Raw genomic sequence first — 15,071 nt, forward strand, 5'->3', positions numbered from 1 at the left:
TATCGGCGCGCCCGCCGGGCGCGGGCCTAGCCGCGTGTCAGCATCGTGCCGTGACGTTCGCCCTCGACCCGGATGGCCGGAACCGTTCGCGCTTGCGCCTGATGTCCATGCTCGTCGTGGGTCTGATAGTCGCCATGACGATCGGCATCACTGCGTCGTGGTGGTACGCCGCTGTCGGCGGTTGGGCGGCGGCATGCGCGGTGTACATCCTGTGGGTCTGGCTGGTGGTCGGCCGGTTCGACGGCGCGACGACGAGAACGCACGCCACCAGGGAGGATCCGGGGCGCGCGACCAGCGACCTTCTCGTGCTCTGCGTCACCGTGGCAAGCCTCGCGGCCGTGGCCATCCTGCTGCTGCACACGAGTCGCGCACACGGGGGTTCACAGGCTGTCGGCGCCGGGATGTCGGTGCTGAGCGTCGCCCTGTCGTGGACACTGCTGCACACTCTGTACACGCTCCGTTACGCCCGCTTGTACTACGAGGCGCCTGTGGGCGGCATCGACTTCAACGACGATGAGGATCCGCGCTACGTCGACTTCGCCTACCTGGCGTTCGACCTCGGGATGACGTTCCAGGTGTCGGACACCAACATCCGGTCGACGCGGCTGCGGGCCGTCATCCTGCGGCACACGCTGCTTTCGTACGTGTTCGGCACCGTCATACTCGCCACGACGGTGAACCTCGTCGCGGGGCTCACGCCATAGGTTCGCTACCGGCGCTCTGCAGTCGGGCCAGCCGCACTCGCGCCGCTCGCTCCCCTGCGGTCTGCGGCCCGAGCAGCGTGCCGGCACCGCGGAGCACCAGGCGGGTCGCGGATGCCACGGGCAACGGCACTGGGCCGAGACGCGGCAACTTCAAGCCCAGCATTTCGCGGAATCGTGGCTCCAGCGAGGCGACAGCGCCGGCGAACAGCACGGCGTACGACGGCTTCAGGCTGCGACGCACCGGCGCCCTGCGCACGAACTCCACCACCTCGCGCGTGCGGTCGTCGCACCGCAGCTCGCCCACGTCGGCGAATCCGTGCAGCGCCGCCTTGAGTTCGGCCCGCGAATGCGGCGGATCGGGAACGCCCATCATCGTGCCGGCAACAGCCCACTGATCGACGTAGGCATCCGATCCGCCGGGGATCGGGCCGCCCCAGAGCTCGTGCGCGGTGAGGAACGCGTCGGCAAAGGCGAGATGCACCCAGGTCGACAGGTGTGGATCGTTGGCGGAGTAGCGCGCCGGATGGCCGTGCCCGTCGATGTAGTCGCCGGTCACGTGCTCGTGCAGTCGCTTCACCCACGCGGAACCTGCGCGGGCCTGAGCGGTGTCGCCGTAGCTGACGGTGAAGATCCAGCGGATGGTGCCGTTCAGCCTGCCGAGCGGGTCTTCCCGGAAACGCGAGCGGTCATAGACCCCGGCGAGAGCGCCCGGGTGCAGCGCCTGCATCAGTAGCGCACGGATGCCCGCCACCAGCGTCGGCATACCGCCGTGCACAGCCCATACGGCGGAGCCTGGTCCGAAGAATCCGGCGTCCTCCCCCGACTCGAACTCGGTGACCCAGGCCGGCACCCCGGTCTGCTGTCCGCTCAGCGTCTCCTGTAGACGGGCACGCAGCGGTTCGGTCAGGCCGGGCAGGATCACGCGCGACACCGGAGCGTGCCGATCGCTCAGGCCCGACGGCGCGTGCGGAGGGCGGTGACGGCCAGCGCGATCGCCCGCCAACCGATCAAAAAGACGGCGAGCACGACCCCGGCCACGATCACGAACGACACGGCGATGCCCTGGCTGCTGACCACGCGCAGCAGCATGCCGAGCACGAGCGTCGCCGCCCACACAACCACGCCGGTCGGCCAGAGTGCGGCCGGGCGCCGCCAAGCGAGGCACGCGATCCAGCCGACCGCGAGACCGACGAGGAATGGCCAGAACGTCATGAGAGCACCGGCGAGAACGTTCTCACCGTGGCTTCCGCGGCCGATCAGCACGAAGGCCAGAACAAGCACCACGTCGAGCACGGCCGCTGCCCAGACGGGCACGCCGCGTGTGCGGGAGGTACTGGAGGGGGTCACGGCGACGGGTGAAGACACGAACGAAATACTAGGTCGTGCAGCCTAGTCGACGCCGAGCGGATCCATCATGCCCACGAAGACCAGTTCGCGCACACGCGCCAGCAGATCAGCGGCGAGTTCGGCGGCATCCACATCGAGCAGGTCCGCCAGGGCTCCGACGATGACACCGACAGGGAGGTCGCCATCGCACGCGCCCACGAAGGCGGCGAGGGCAGTGTCCGCCTTCAGACGCCGGCCGAAGCCGCCGCCCTGGATCAGCGCGAGCATCGTGGGGTCGTCGTCGCCCGGCCAGTAGTGCCGCTCCTCAGTGACATCGGCCGCGGTGATCAACGTGGCGAGCCCGAGTTGCTCGTCGTCGACGGATGCGAGCCACCGCGCCATACGAAGCCCGCGCGCAAGGTGCGACCCGAGCGCACCATCCGCAGAGCCGGACGACTCGTGCGAACCGGTCGACGCGACGGACTCCAGTCTGCGCAGCGTGACCTGCTCGTCCGCAGGACGACGCAGGGTGACGTACCCGAATCCGACATAGCGCACGTCGCGGGCCGCGAAGTCGTCGAGCCAGGCATCCGTGAGCCGTTCGAACTCGTCGCTGCCGCGCCTGGTACCTCCGTCGCGAATCCAGGTCTCGGCGTACTGCGGGGCATCCTGCAGCTCTCGCTCCACGATCCAGGCGTCCAGCGCTCCTGCCTCGTGCTCGTCGCCGAGCCACGAACGCACGCGGTCGAACGCCTCGCCCTCACCGTGGTACTCCCAGTTTCCGAGAAACTGCGCGACGCCCCCGGGCTTCAGATGTTCGCGTGCGCGGCGCACCACGGCCTGCACAATGGCGTCGCCGGTGAGGCCGCCATCACGGTACTCGTACTCGGGAACGCCGGCGACGCGCGGAGTGATGACGAACGGCGGGTTCGAGACGATCAGGTCGAATGACTCCCCCACGACGGGCTCGAAGAGGTTGCCCTGCCGGAACTCGATGGTGTGCACGTCGTTCAACAGCGCGTTGAACTCCGCGAAGCGCAGGGCACGGTGAGAGATGTCGGTGGCGACGACACGGTTGGCGTGCCGGGCAGCGTGCAGCGCCTGGATGCCGCATCCGGTGCCCAGGTCGAGCGCTGTTCCGACCCGGTCGCGGATCATGATCGCACTCAGCGTGTTCGATGCGCCGCCCACGCCCAGCACGTGGTCCTCGCGGAGCGCGCGGCCGAGAGCGAGCTCGCCGAGGTCGGAGCAGATCCACCACCCATCGCCGACGCCGTCGTCGTCGAACGAATACGGCCGCAGGTCGACGAGCGGCCGGGCAAGCACGTCGTCCACTGGGCCCTCGGCCCCCTCGTCCAGTGCGACAAGGCCCAGTCTCCACGCTCCCTCGAGCGCCAGCGCCGGTAGAGCGGATGCCAGTGCGTGCGCAGCAACCGGCAGCCCGAGTACGAACGCGGTCGCGAGCACCGCCAGCGGCTCGCACCGGACGAGGCCCGGCGCGGCAGCACGTCGTGCGGCGACGCGCTGACCGCGGAACAGCGCGGCCGCCGCCTCTTCGCCCCAGAGGGCATCGAGCGCGCCGACGGTGAAACCGGCTGACTCGAGGTCGTCGCGGAGGCGCCCGATCAGTGCGGCGTCGACGCCGACAACGTCGTGCGGTGCGGCAGGTACTGGCTTGAACGCGACGGAGGAGCTTTCGGGAGCGTCATCCGGCATCCCGCCATTCAATCACTCCGTGTAGAACTGCCGCACCTCGACGAGGCCGCCGCGGGCCATCGGGTGACGTGCGGCGATCTCCAGCGCACGGTCGAGAGACTCCGCCTCGATCAGATCGAATCCGGCGATCTGCTCCTTCGTCTCCGCGAACGGGCCATCCGTGATCAGCACCCGGTCGCCGCGCCTGCGCACGACCTTCGCGGTGCTGGCGGGAAGTTGCTCACCAACGATGCGCTCGCCCGAGGCATCGAGCTCGTCCACCCACTCGTCGATGGACACGTCGGCATCCGCCTCGGACTCTCCGGTCGGGTCGGTGCAGATCAACAGCATGTATCGCATGAGCGTTCCTTTCGTCTGGCAGTCACTCAACAACACGTCGAAGGGACGCCCACGCTTTACGACAAATTGCACGAGACGTTTTTCTCCGCTGCGCGAGACAGGCTCCGCTTATGCTCCCGTCTCCGCTGCGCGAGACAGGACGAGCTCGCGCACCCGGGCCGCGTCGGCCTGGCCCTTCATCGCCTTCATCACGGCGCCGATCACCGCACCGGCGGCCTGCACCTTGCCGTCGCGGATCTTCTGAAGCACATCAGGCTGGGCGGCCAGGGCCGTATCGATCGCCGCGATCAGCGCGCCGTCGTCGGAGACGACCTTGAGACCGCGCGACTCGACGACCTCGGTCGGTGAGCCCTCGCCATCGATGACGCCCTCGAGCACCTGCCGGGCGAGCCGGTCGGTGAGGTCGCCGTTGTCCACGAGGGCGACAAGCTCAGACACATGCAGAGGCGACACCAGCGTGGTCGGGGCGACGCCGCGGGCGTTCGCGATGCGGGTGATCTCGCCGGTCCACCACTTGCGGGCGGATGCCGGCGCCGCGCCCTCCGCGACCGTCGCCTCGACGGCATCGAGAAGGTCGCCGTTGACGACGTCCTGGAATTCCAGCGCTGTGAACCCCCACGCCGCGCGCAGCCGGGCCCGACGCTCCGACGGCGGCTCGGGAAGAGTGGCGCGCAACTCCTCGACCCAGTCCCGGCTCGGCGCGACCGGCACGAGGTCGGGCTCCGGGAAGTAGCGGTAGTCGTCGGCGTCGCTCTTCGGCCGTCCGGAGGAAGTGGTGCCGGTGTCCTCGTGCCAGTGGCGCGTCTCCTGCGTGATGGTGCCACCGGCATCCAGGATCGCGGCCTGCCGCTGGATCTCGTACCGCACCGCGCGCTCCACCGAGCGCAGCGAGTTGACGTTCTTAGTCTCCGTGCGCGTGCCCAGCACGTTCGACCCCCGCGGACGCAGCGATACGTTGGCGTCGCAGCGCACGTTGCCCTCCTCCATCCGGGCGTTGGAGACGCCGAGTGCCTTCACCAGCTCACGTATGTGCGCAACGTACGCGCGCCCGACCTCGGGTGCGTCGCCGTCCACGCCCTCGATGATCTTCGTGACGATCTCGACGAGAGGAACGCCGCCTCGGTTGTAGTCCACGAGCGAGTAGTCCGCGCCCTGGATGCGACCGGTGGCCCCGGCGTGCGTGAGCTTGCCTGCGTCTTCCTCCATGTGCGCGCGCTCGATGAGGATCGTGACCTGGCTGCCGTTCTCCAGCTCGACCGTCACCTCGCCGTCGTGGGCGATCGGCTCGTCGTACTGCGACGTCTGGAAGTTCTTCGACGTGTCGGGATAGAAGTAGTTCTTGCGCGCGAAGCGGGAGCTCTCCGCGATGTCGCAGCCGAGTGCGAGCCCCAGCCGGATGCTCGACTCCACCGCCTTGTGGTTCACCTGCGGCAGGCCGCCGGGCAGGCCGAGGCACGTGGGGCACGTGTTCGCGTTCGGGCCGGAGCCGAACTCGTTCGCGCAGCCGCAGAACATCTTGGTCTTCGTGTTCAGCTCGACGTGCACCTCGAAACCGAGCACGGGCTCGAAGAGCTCGAGAGCACGGTCGTAGTCCATCAACTTGTCTTTGGCCATCAGACCGCCCCTTCCTCGCTCGCGAACATCTCCGTCTGCGCCAGCTGCGGCGCCTGGGCGAGCAGCGAATGCCCCCAGCCGCCTTCGAGCAGTCGCTCGAGTGCTGCACCGACCGTGTACAGTCGCGCATCCTGCCGTGCGGGCGCCATGATCTGAAGACCGACGGGCAGGCCGTCCTCCGGCGCGAGGCCCACGGGCAGCGCCAGACCGGGAACTCCCGCAAGGTTCGCCGGGATGGTGGTGATGTCGTTCAGATACATGGCCAGGGGGTCATCGACCTTCTCGCCGATCTTGAACGCCGTCGTCGGCGCAGCCGGGCTGATCAGCACGTCCGCCTGCGCGAACGCGGTCGCGAAATCGCGCTGGATGAGGGTGCGCACCTTCTGCGCGCTGCCGTAGTACGCGTCGTAGTAGCCGGCACTCAGCGCATACGTGCCCAGGATGATGCGGCGCTTCACCTCCGTGCCGAACCCGGCGTCACGCGTGGCGGCCATGACGCGCTCACTCGTCACCGGCCCGCTCGCCGGCGGGACGCGCATCCCGAAGCGCACCGAGTCGAAACGTGCCAGGTTACTGGATGCCTCGGCCGGCAGGATCAGGTAGTACGCGGCAACCGCGTACTCGAAGCTCGGTGCCGAAACCTCGACCACTTCGGCGCCCGCGGCGCTGAACAGGGCGACGGTCTCGTCGAACCGCTGCTTCACGCCGGGCTGGAAGCCCTCACCGCTTCCGGAGATCTCTTTCACGACACCGACGCGCACACCCTTCAACGCGTCGTCACGCAACCCGGCACGTGCTGCCGCCGCCATGGACGGCCAGTCCTCGACGAGCGACGTGGAGTCCAGCGGGTCGTGCCCGGCGATCACGTCGTGCAGCAGCGCTGCGTCGAGAACGGTGCGGCTCACCGGTCCGACCTGGTCGAGCGAGCTGGCCAGGGCTATCGCCCCGTAGCGGCTCACGCCACCATAGGTGGGCTTCACGCCGACGGAGCCTGTGACGGCGGCCGGCTGACGGATCGACCCACCGGTGTCGCTGCCGAGCGCGAGCGGAGTCTCGAACGCGGCGACCGCGGCAGCCGAGCCACCGCCCGAGCCACCGGGGATGCGCTCGAGGTCCCACGGGTTGTGCGTCGGTCCGAACGCCGAGTGCTCGGTAGAGGAGCCCATCGCGAACTCGTCCATGTTCGTCTTACCGAGCGGCACCAGGTCCGCGTCGCGCAGTCGCTTCACCACCGTCGCGTCATACGGCGGAACCCAGCCCTCGAGGATCCGCGAACCTGACGTGGAGGGCATGTCGTAGGTGCAGAGCACATCCTTGATGGCCACCGGCACGCCCGCGAGAGGGCCGAGCTTCTCACCCGCCGCGCGACGGGCATCCACCGCTTCCGCCGTCTCGATCGCCTGCTCGGATGCCACGTGCAGGAACGCGTGCACGTCCGGGTCGACGGCATGGATGCGGTCGAGGTGCGCCCGGGTGGCCTCGCCACTGGAGACCTCGGACGCGGCCAGCTTCTCGGCCAGCTCGGCCGCGGTGAGTCTGGTCAGGTCGGTCATCACGCCTCCTCGTCCAGGATCGGCGGCACCCGGAAGTAGTCGCCCTCGCGGTCCGGCGCACCGGAGAGCGCCTGCTCGACGGTGAGCCCGGGCCGCACGGCGTCGTCGCGGAACACGTTCGTCATCGGAATGGGATGGCTCGTCGCCGGCACGTCGGCCGTCGCCACCTCGCTGACCTTCGCCACAGACTCGACGATCTGGCCCAGCTCGGTGGTGAGGCTCGTCAGTTCGGCTTCGCTCAGGTCGATGCGGGCCAGTTCGGCAAGATGCCGCACCTGGGCTGCGCTGATGTCGGGCATGCGTCTCCGTAGCTCAAGAAAAGTGTCGAGGGATGCCGTCCAGTCTATTCGGCGGGGGTCGGCGGCGACGTCGTGGCGGGCGTGGGCGCCGGCGTCGCCGAAGGCGATCCGGTAAAACCGAGCGGAGGCAGGAGCGGCTCCATCGGGTTCGGACCGGTGCCGAACACTCCTTTGCCCGAGACGGTGATGAGCTCGTAGGCCTCGCGGTACGTGCGCGGCACCTTGGTCTCGTCGCCTTCGTAGTGCGCAATGAGCATGCCCAGCAGCCCTACGCCGGGCGGCCCGAGCGGGCGGTCATCGTCGCCGCCCGGCACTGGCGGACCGGCCTCCGGGTTCGGCGGCACCCATTGCGGATGAGTCTGCGGCCACGTGGTTGGCTGCCGGGGCGTGCGCAACGTCACGGCGTTGTCGATGGTCGGCGCGCCCGCGTCCCGGTCGGTGAGGGGCTTCAGCCGGTACTTCCTCTCCAGCGTGGCCATCACGCTCGAGTGGTGCATGGTCTCGTTGATCACGTGTCCCTTTGCTGTCCACGCCGAGATCGCGAGAGCCGGAACGCGCACGCCGAGGCGGTCGAAGCCGAAGCCCATCTCGGTGTCGCCCAGTTTCTTCGAAGGGGGCTTCGCTCCCGGAGGCGGCACATGGTCGTACAGGCCGCCGTGCTCGTCGAACGTGACGAACAGCATCGTGTTCATCGCGTTCGATCCGTTCAGGGTGGCGCTCTCCCGTATGGCCGAGTACACCCGGTGCAACAGGGCTTCACCTGCGCGCACATCGGAGATCGCGCCGCTGGCGATCGCGTGGCCGTCGACATCCGTTCTGGTGAACGGTCCGACCGGCGGGTGCATGTCGTTGTGGTCGTAGGTCAGCCGAGGCTCGATGAACGAATACGCGGGGAGCTCACCTCGCTTCACGTCGTCGTAGAAGCGGGTCATGGTGCGGAAGTGATCGGTCTTCCAGAACTTCCGGAGCGCTGGTGCGTGGATGAATCCGGTCAGTGACAGGAACTGGTTGTCATCGAAGTAGATCGCCCAGCCGATACCGGCACTCTCGAGCCGGTTGAAGATAGTGCCCTCCCCGGCGTCGACGCCGAACCACTTGCGGTAACCACCGCTTCCGTTATTGGTCACGAAGCCGTGAGAGGTTGCTGCGTGGAAGAACGACCGGTTGCAGAACGTCTGCGACGGCACGGCGCAATGCCAGTGGTCATACACAGCGAACTCCCGCGCGAGCGTCGAGAACACGGGCAGCATCGTGGGGTCGAAGGCTCCCATGATTCGCCGGTACTCGTCGATCTGCGGTGTGACCCCTCGCCGGTCCACCCGGATGTGGTCGATGTAGTCGGCGAGGAATCCGCTCATGTCCGGCTTCGCACCTGTGGGCGGCGCGTTGAACGGCGGCTCCATCTGCTCGAGGAACTTGTGCGCGTTGCCTGGCGGATCGACCCTGCCGAAGAGCTGCTGGTTGACGTAGGGGTACTCCTCGCCCGGATCCGGGTCGGGCTGGCTCATCACAAAGTCGGTCGTGCCGTTGTAGACGTGCACGGGGATGTCGAGACCGGTGAGCGGGTCCCGGTTCATGTCGCGGTTCACATCGAGTCCCTCGAAGTGCTGACCGCGGGGCGGATCTCCGTCTGCGTAGAGGAATCCGAGGATGTTGTCGAACGACCTGTTCTCGAACATGATCGCCACGAGGTGGTCGAAGCCAGGCTTCGACGGCACCGGGAGCAGGCCGAGCTCGCGCTCGATCTCCGGATGCACGCTCGCCCGGCCCGCCGCAGCCCCGAGCACCCCGCCCACGACGCCGCCGACGATGCCTCCCGCTGCCGCACCCGCCGCGGCGATGCCCGCTCCGCGGAGGAAGTCGCGGCGTGACGCATCGCGGCCGGCGGAGTCGGCCGGCTCCGCACCGGAGCCACCCGGATCGGGCTCCCCGGGCTGGACGCCGTGCGCGGTCACCGCTCGGACGCGCCTTCCTCGACCGGAACGTTCTCGTCGTCCACGTCCCCTGGCGTGCCGGCCAGGGCTGCCGGACCGCCCTCCAGCAGGAGCTTGAACTGCTCGGCGTCGAGGATCGGCACGCCCAGCTCCTCCGCCTTCGCCAGCTTGGACCCGGCCCCCGGACCGGCCGCGACGTAGTCGGTCTTCTTCGACACGCTCGACGCGGCCTTGCCGCCTGCGGCGACGATCGCCTCCTGTGCGCCCTCACGCGTGAAGCCCTCCAGCGACCCGGTCGCCACCACGGTGAGGCCCGCGAGCGGACCACCCGCCTCCTCCGCGTGTCCCGGACCCGGATGCCCTGGGGTCGCGAATTGCACGCCCGCCGCCGCCCATCGCTCCACGATCTCCCGGTGCCAGTCGACCTCGAACCAGTCGAGCACGGCGTCGGCGATGATGCCGCCCACGCCGTCGACAGCGGCGAGTTCCTCCCTGCTCGCCGAGCGAATGGCATCCAGCGACCCGAACCAGTTCGCCAGAGCCCGTGCCGCAACGGGCCCGACGTGCCGGATGCTCAGCGCCACGAGCAGGCGCCACAGCGGCTGCGTCTTAGCCTTCTCGAGTTCGGCGAGAAGGGTCACGGCCGCCTCGGACGGCGAGACGAGCCGATGGTTCTTGCGGATGCTCGCCGCGCGTCGTTCCGCGGCGCTCGCGTTCTCGAACCCGGGCGGGTACACCAGCGCGACCTTCTGGAACGGCGCCCGCCGCACAGGCAGTCCCGTCTCCTCGTCCACCTTCGGCGCGCCGGTCTCGACGTCGCGCACCACCACCTCGATCGGGACGATCTCGTCTTCGGTGAGCTCGAACAGCCCGGCCTCGTTCGCCAGCGGCGGCTCGGCCGGCACCAGGGGCTGCGTGAGCGCGGCGGCCGTGACCTCGCCGAGCGCGTCGATGTCGAGCGCCCCGCGCGAGCCGATGTGTTCGATCCTGCCGCGCACCTGCGCTGGGCACGACCGCGAGTTGGGGCACCGCAGATCGATGTCGCCCTCTTTCGCCGGCGCCAGACGGGTGCCGCACTCGGGGCAGAGTTCGGGCATCCGCCATTCCCGCTGCGTTCCGTCGCGTCGTTCCTCCACGGCGCCGAGGATCTCCGGGATGACGTCGCCCGCCTTGCGCAGCACGACCGTGTCGCCGATGAGCACGCCCTTCGCCTTCACCACCTGCTGGTTGTGCAGCGTCGCCTGGCGCACGGTGCTGCCCGCCACCTTCACAGGCGTCATCACCGCGTAGGGAGTCGCCCTTCCCGTGCGGCCGATTCCGACCAGGATGTCCAGCAGCGTCGTGAAGACCTCCTCCGGCGGGTACTTGTACGCGATCGCCCACCGCGGCGCACGACTCGTGGCCCCGAGCTCGTCGTGCGTGGCGAGGTCGTCGACCTTGATCACCACGCCGTCGATCTCGTGCTCGAGCGAGTGGCGCCGCTCCCCCATCTCGGCGATGTAACCGGCCACTTCGTCGAGACCATCGAGCACGCGGTTGTGCGGCGACACCGGGAGCCCCCAGGAGCGCAGCAGGTCATACATCTCCGACTGGGTGCGCACGGGCGGGTCGGCCCACGCGCCGATGCCGTGCAGGTACAGCGAGAGCCGTCCCTGCCGTTCGCGCATCAGCTCAAGCTCCTGCGCCGACTTGTTCTCCCGCCGCTGGCGCAGGCTCCCCGCCGCCGTGTTGCGCGCGTTCGCGAACTCCGGGTAGCGGGTCTTGATCTCCTCGTCGGTCTTGCCCTTTGCGCGTTGCGACTGGGCGTATTGCTCCTGCAGCTGGTGCTGCCGTTCGTTGAGGAACTCGAAGTCCGCTGTTTTGAGGAACACCTCGCCGCGCACCTCGAAGAACGAGGGCCATCCGCCGCCGGTGAGCCTGCGTGGAATGACCGGGATCCAGTCCACGTTCTCGGTGATGTCTTCGCCGACGGTTCCGTCGCCGCGCGTAGTGGCGGTCTCCAGCACGCCGTCGCGGTAGGCCAGGCTGATCGCGAGCCCGTCGATCTTCACCTCGGTGAGCCAGCGGACCGGATGCCCGGCCGCCAGCTGGGTCTTGTTCGCCCAGTCGCGCAGCTCGTCGATGCTGAACACGTTGTCGAGGCTGAGCATCCGTTCCGCGTGCTCGTGCGGTGGGAATCCGGCCGATGCGATGTCGGCGCCCACGGTCTGTGTCGGGCTGTCCTGGCTGACCAGCTCTGGGAAGCGCGCCTCGATGGCCTCGAGCCGGTGGATGTCCGCGTCGTACTCGGCGTCGCTGATCAGGCTGCCGCCGGCGTAGTACGCGATCCGATTGCTCTCGATGCGCTCACGCAGCTCGGCGGATTCGGCGCGCGCTGAGTCGAAGTCGGCGGAGTCGAAGTCGGCAGGATTGTCCGTCACGTCGCCATCATAGGTTCGGCCGCCGACGACGCCGCGGACCTGCGAGGATGGCGTTCCCCGATTGCATCCCGCAATCGGGGTCGCCCAGAGGGAGGATCATGCGCATCGTCATCGTTCCCGGAATCGACGACTCCCCGCACGACCACTGGCAGTCGATCTGGCAGGAATCGCTCGGGCCTGCGGCCGTGCGCCTCGCTCCCGCCTCGTTCGCCGAGCCGCAGAGCGAGGATTGGGTGCAGGCCCTCGACCGCCTTGTCGAGGCCGACGACATTCTCGTGGCGCACAGCCTCGGATGCCTGGCCGTGGCATCCTGGCTCGCTCGCGGCGGCCGCGCGACCGGCGCCTTCTTCGTGGCCCCACCCGACGAGAACGCGCCTGCGTTCCCCGCTGAGGCTAAGGGGTTCCAGGCACCGCACCGGGCGCTGGCTATTCCGGCTGTGATCGTCGCGTCTGAAGACGACCCCTACAGCTCACTCGACCATCTCCGCGAGTTGAGCACGTGGTGGCACGTCCCGCTCGTCAACGTGGGGCAGCACGGGCATCTCAACCGCGCGAGCCGGCTCGGCGAGTGGGACGAGGGCCGCCGGCTCCTCACCGCGTTCGCAGCGGGCACCGGAACGGTGCTGCCGCCATGGCCGTGAGCCGGCCGCTTGCGCTGTTCGGGTACCCGCTACTCGGATCCCGGCTGCTCAGGCCCGCACGCGCGCGGCGCTGACCGTTCGATCGATCGTGCACTGCCCGAGAACGCGCGTTCCCACGTAGACGACCGCGCTCTGCCCTGTTGCGACACCGTTGATGGGCGTGGCAGGCCGGATGACCAGCTCACCGTCGTGCACGAACGCCACGGCGGGCACCGGGTCCGCGTGGGCGCGAATCTGCACCTCGCACGCGAAGGGCGTCGCGGCATCCTCGGGAGGCGGTCCGGCCCAGCTCACACGGCTCCCCGCTAGCTCGGCGATGTCGAGCGCCTCCTTGGGGCCGACGACGACCGTGTTCTCCTTCGGACGCACCTCGAGCACGAACCTCGGACGCCCATCCGGTGCCGGCACTGTGATGCCCAGGCCGCGGCGCTGGCCGACCGTGTATGCCGTCGCGCCCTCGTGGCTGCCGACGACGCTGCCCTCGCGGTCGACGATGTCGCCCGGCGCGGTGCCGACGTGCTCGGCGAGCCAGCCACGCGTGTCACCGTCGGGAATGAAGCAGATGTCGTGCGAGTCCGGCTTCGAGGCCACCGTGAAGCCGCGTTCGGCCGCCTCGGCCCGCACCAAGTCCTTCGACGGCGTCGCACCCAGCGGGAACATCGCGTGGGCCAGCTGCTCCGCCGTGAGCACGCCCAGCACGTACGACTGGTCTTTCGCCCACGCCGCCGCTCGGTGCAGTTCGCGGTTGCCTCGTTCATCCGTCACGATGCTCGCGTAATGTCCCGTGCACACCGCGTCGAAGCCGAGTGCCAGCGCCTTCTCCAGGAGCGCCGCGAACTTGATCTTCTCGTTGCAGCGCAGGCACGGGTTGGGCGTGCGGCCGGCCGAATACTCGGCGATGAAGTCGTCGACCACGTCGAGCTTGAACCGTTCGGAGAAGTCCCACACGTAGTACGGGATGCCGATCAGGTTCGCCACCCGCTGGGCATCCATCGAGTCCTCGATGGTGCAGCAGCCGCGGCTGCCGGTGCGCAGCGTTCCAGGCATCCGGCTGAGTGCCAGGTGCACGCCGACGACATCGTGACCGGCCTCCACGGCGCGCGCCGCCGCCACCGCGGAGTCCACTCCGCCGCTCATCGCCGCCAGAACACGCATGGGCTACAGCCTACGAAAGTGTCCCTGGATGTTCATCCCGCTGGCGGCTCGGCCGTCGGCAGCGATCGGGCCGCGTTGCCGGATGTCGTTCACCGGTCGGGCCGTGGCGGTGGGTGCGTCAGCGGGCACCAAGTGCCGACTCGCGGGCGGCGAGGCCGGCGCGGGAGGCCTGCGCGTACGCGGCGGGGAGCGCCGCCAGGAATGCGTCGACGTCGGCGTCCGTCGAGGTGCGTCCGAGTGTGATGCGCAGCGCGCCGCGCGCCTCGTCCTCTGTGCGGCCCATCGCGCGGAGCACATGAGAGGGTTCGGGGATACCCGCCTGGCACGCCGATCCGGTCGAGACCTCGACGCCGGCCGCGTCGAGGAGGAACAGCAGGGAGTCGCCCTCGCAGCCGGGGAACGTGAAGTGCGCGTTCGAGGCGAGGCGGGCATCCGGATGTCCGTGAACGGTGCCCGGACCCGGTTCCGGACCGCTGAGCACCGCGTCGGGCACCGCGCGACGCACGCCCGCGATGACACGGTCGCGCAGCGCCGTGAGTCGCTCGGACTCGGCTGCTCGGACCCCATCCGCGGCAACCGCCGCCACCGCGAACGCCGATGCCGCGGCGACATCCTGCGTTCCGCTGCGCACCTGGCGCTGCTGCCCGCCGCCGTGAATGAGCGGCACGATCGTGGCGTCACGCGACAGCACGAGCGCGCCGGCCCCGACCGGGCCGCCGACCTTGTGCGCCGAGACGCTCAGTGCCGTGAGCCCCGCTCCCGCCTTCGAGCCGGTGCGCAGGCGCATGCCGGCGAAGTCCACGGGCAGGTGTCCGAATGCGGACACGGCGTCCATGTGCACAGGAACGCCCGCGGATGCCGCCAGCCCGATGATCCGCTCGGCTGGCTGGATGGTCCCCACCTCGTTGTTCGCCCACAGGAACGTGAGCAGAGAGACGGCGTGCGGATCGCGTGACAGAGCGCGCTCCAGCGTGTCGAGCCGCACGAATCCCTGCTCGTCGAGAGGGAGCCACTCCACCTCTGCGCCCTCGTACGACCGCAGCCACTCGACGGTGTCCAGCGTGGCGTGATGCTCACCCTCCGGCACGAGGATGCGATTCGCGCCGCGACGGGCCCCTGCCCAGTACAACCCCTTGATGCCCAGGTTGATCGCCTCGGTGCCCCCGGAGGTGAGCACGACCTCGATGCCCTGACAGCCGAGCGTTCCCGCGAGCTGCTCACGGGCATCCTCGAGCGTGCGCTTCGCCAACTGGCCGGCGGAATGGATGCTCGACGGGTTGCCGACCTCGGTCAGCGCGCGCGTGTACGCCTCGATCGCCTCGGGCAGAACGGGGGTAGTGGCGGCGTGGTCAAGGTAGACCGGCATACGA

13 protein-coding genes are annotated in these 15,071 nt (G+C 69.2%); 2 read left to right on the plus strand and 11 right to left on the minus strand.

Annotated elements, in window-relative coordinates:
- Nucleotides 1-50: 50 nt before the first annotated feature.
- Nucleotides 51-704: a DUF1345 domain-containing protein gene (locus ACYVII_RS01630; RefSeq protein WP_460529948.1), complete on the plus strand. Its 654-nt coding sequence runs from the start codon at nt 51-53 to the stop codon at nt 702-704.
- Here the strand turns inward: ACYVII_RS01630 and ACYVII_RS01635 are convergent.
- The 9 genes from ACYVII_RS01635 to ligA all read right to left on the minus strand — a co-directional run bounded on the left by ACYVII_RS01635 (nt 694) and on the right by ligA (nt 11,905).
- Nucleotides 694-1,635 carry an oxygenase MpaB family protein gene (locus ACYVII_RS01635; protein WP_460529951.1) on the minus strand — a complete coding sequence of 314 codons (942 nt, stop codon included), beginning with the start codon at nt 1,633-1,635 and terminating at the stop codon, nt 694-696. The two genes, ACYVII_RS01630 and ACYVII_RS01635, sit on opposite strands and share 11 nt — an antisense overlap.
- Nucleotides 1,636-1,652: 17 nt before the next feature.
- Nucleotides 1,653-2,069 carry a DUF3054 domain-containing protein gene (locus ACYVII_RS01640; protein ID WP_460529954.1) on the minus strand — a complete coding sequence of 139 codons (417 nt, stop codon included), beginning with the start codon at nt 2,067-2,069 and terminating at the stop codon, nt 1,653-1,655.
- Nucleotides 2,070-2,093: 24 nt separating this feature from the next.
- Nucleotides 2,094-3,746: a DUF7059 domain-containing protein gene (locus ACYVII_RS01645; RefSeq protein ID WP_460529957.1), complete on the minus strand. Its 1,653-nt coding sequence runs from the start codon at nt 3,744-3,746 to the stop codon at nt 2,094-2,096.
- Nucleotides 3,747-3,758: 12 nt separating this feature from the next.
- Nucleotides 3,759-4,085: a YciI family protein gene (locus ACYVII_RS01650; protein WP_460529960.1), complete on the minus strand. Its 327-nt coding sequence runs from the start codon at nt 4,083-4,085 to the stop codon at nt 3,759-3,761.
- Nucleotides 4,086-4,193: 108 nt separating this feature from the next.
- On the minus strand, nt 4,194-5,699 hold the full coding sequence (gatB, locus tag ACYVII_RS01655) for an Asp-tRNA(Asn)/Glu-tRNA(Gln) amidotransferase subunit GatB (RefSeq protein WP_460529963.1): 1,506 nt from the start codon (nt 5,697-5,699) through the stop codon (nt 4,194-4,196).
- Nucleotides 5,699-7,252 (minus strand): amidase, encoded by a 1,554-nt coding sequence (gatA, locus tag ACYVII_RS01660; RefSeq protein ID WP_460529966.1) that lies wholly within the window; start codon nt 7,250-7,252, stop codon nt 5,699-5,701. Before gatA ends, gatB begins: the two co-directional genes overlap by 1 nt.
- Complete coding sequence (gene gatC / locus ACYVII_RS01665) at nt 7,252-7,551, minus strand: Asp-tRNA(Asn)/Glu-tRNA(Gln) amidotransferase subunit GatC (protein ID WP_460529969.1); 300 nt, start codon at nt 7,549-7,551, stop codon at nt 7,252-7,254. Before gatC ends, gatA begins: the two co-directional genes overlap by 1 nt.
- 44 nt (nt 7,552-7,595) lie before the next feature.
- Entirely contained in the window at nt 7,596-9,506 is a 1,911-nt protein-coding gene (locus ACYVII_RS01670; protein ID WP_460529972.1) for an alkaline phosphatase family protein, read from the minus strand.
- Complete coding sequence (gene ligA, locus ACYVII_RS01675; protein WP_460529975.1) at nt 9,503-11,905, minus strand: NAD-dependent DNA ligase LigA; 2,403 nt, start codon at nt 11,903-11,905, stop codon at nt 9,503-9,505. The genes ACYVII_RS01670 and ligA overlap by 4 nt, the downstream gene beginning before the upstream one ends.
- A gap of 98 nt (nt 11,906-12,003) precedes the next feature.
- Between ligA and ACYVII_RS01680 the strand changes: the two genes are divergently transcribed.
- Nucleotides 12,004-12,546 carry an RBBP9/YdeN family alpha/beta hydrolase gene (locus ACYVII_RS01680; RefSeq protein WP_460529977.1) on the plus strand — a complete coding sequence of 181 codons (543 nt, stop codon included), beginning with the start codon at nt 12,004-12,006 and terminating at the stop codon, nt 12,544-12,546.
- 48 nt (nt 12,547-12,594) lie between these two features.
- On the opposite strand, the gene mnmA is transcribed toward ACYVII_RS01680, so the two are convergent.
- Nucleotides 12,595-13,701: a tRNA 2-thiouridine(34) synthase MnmA gene (mnmA, locus tag ACYVII_RS01685; protein ID WP_460529979.1), complete on the minus strand. Its 1,107-nt coding sequence runs from the start codon at nt 13,699-13,701 to the stop codon at nt 12,595-12,597.
- A gap of 118 nt (nt 13,702-13,819) precedes the next feature.
- Nucleotides 13,820-15,067, minus strand: coding sequence for a cysteine desulfurase family protein (locus ACYVII_RS01690; RefSeq protein WP_460529982.1), 1,248 nt, complete (start codon nt 15,065-15,067; stop codon nt 13,820-13,822).
- Between the last annotated feature and the right edge of the window lie 4 nt (nt 15,068-15,071).

Source organism: Humibacter ginsengiterrae, from assembly GCF_054780115.1.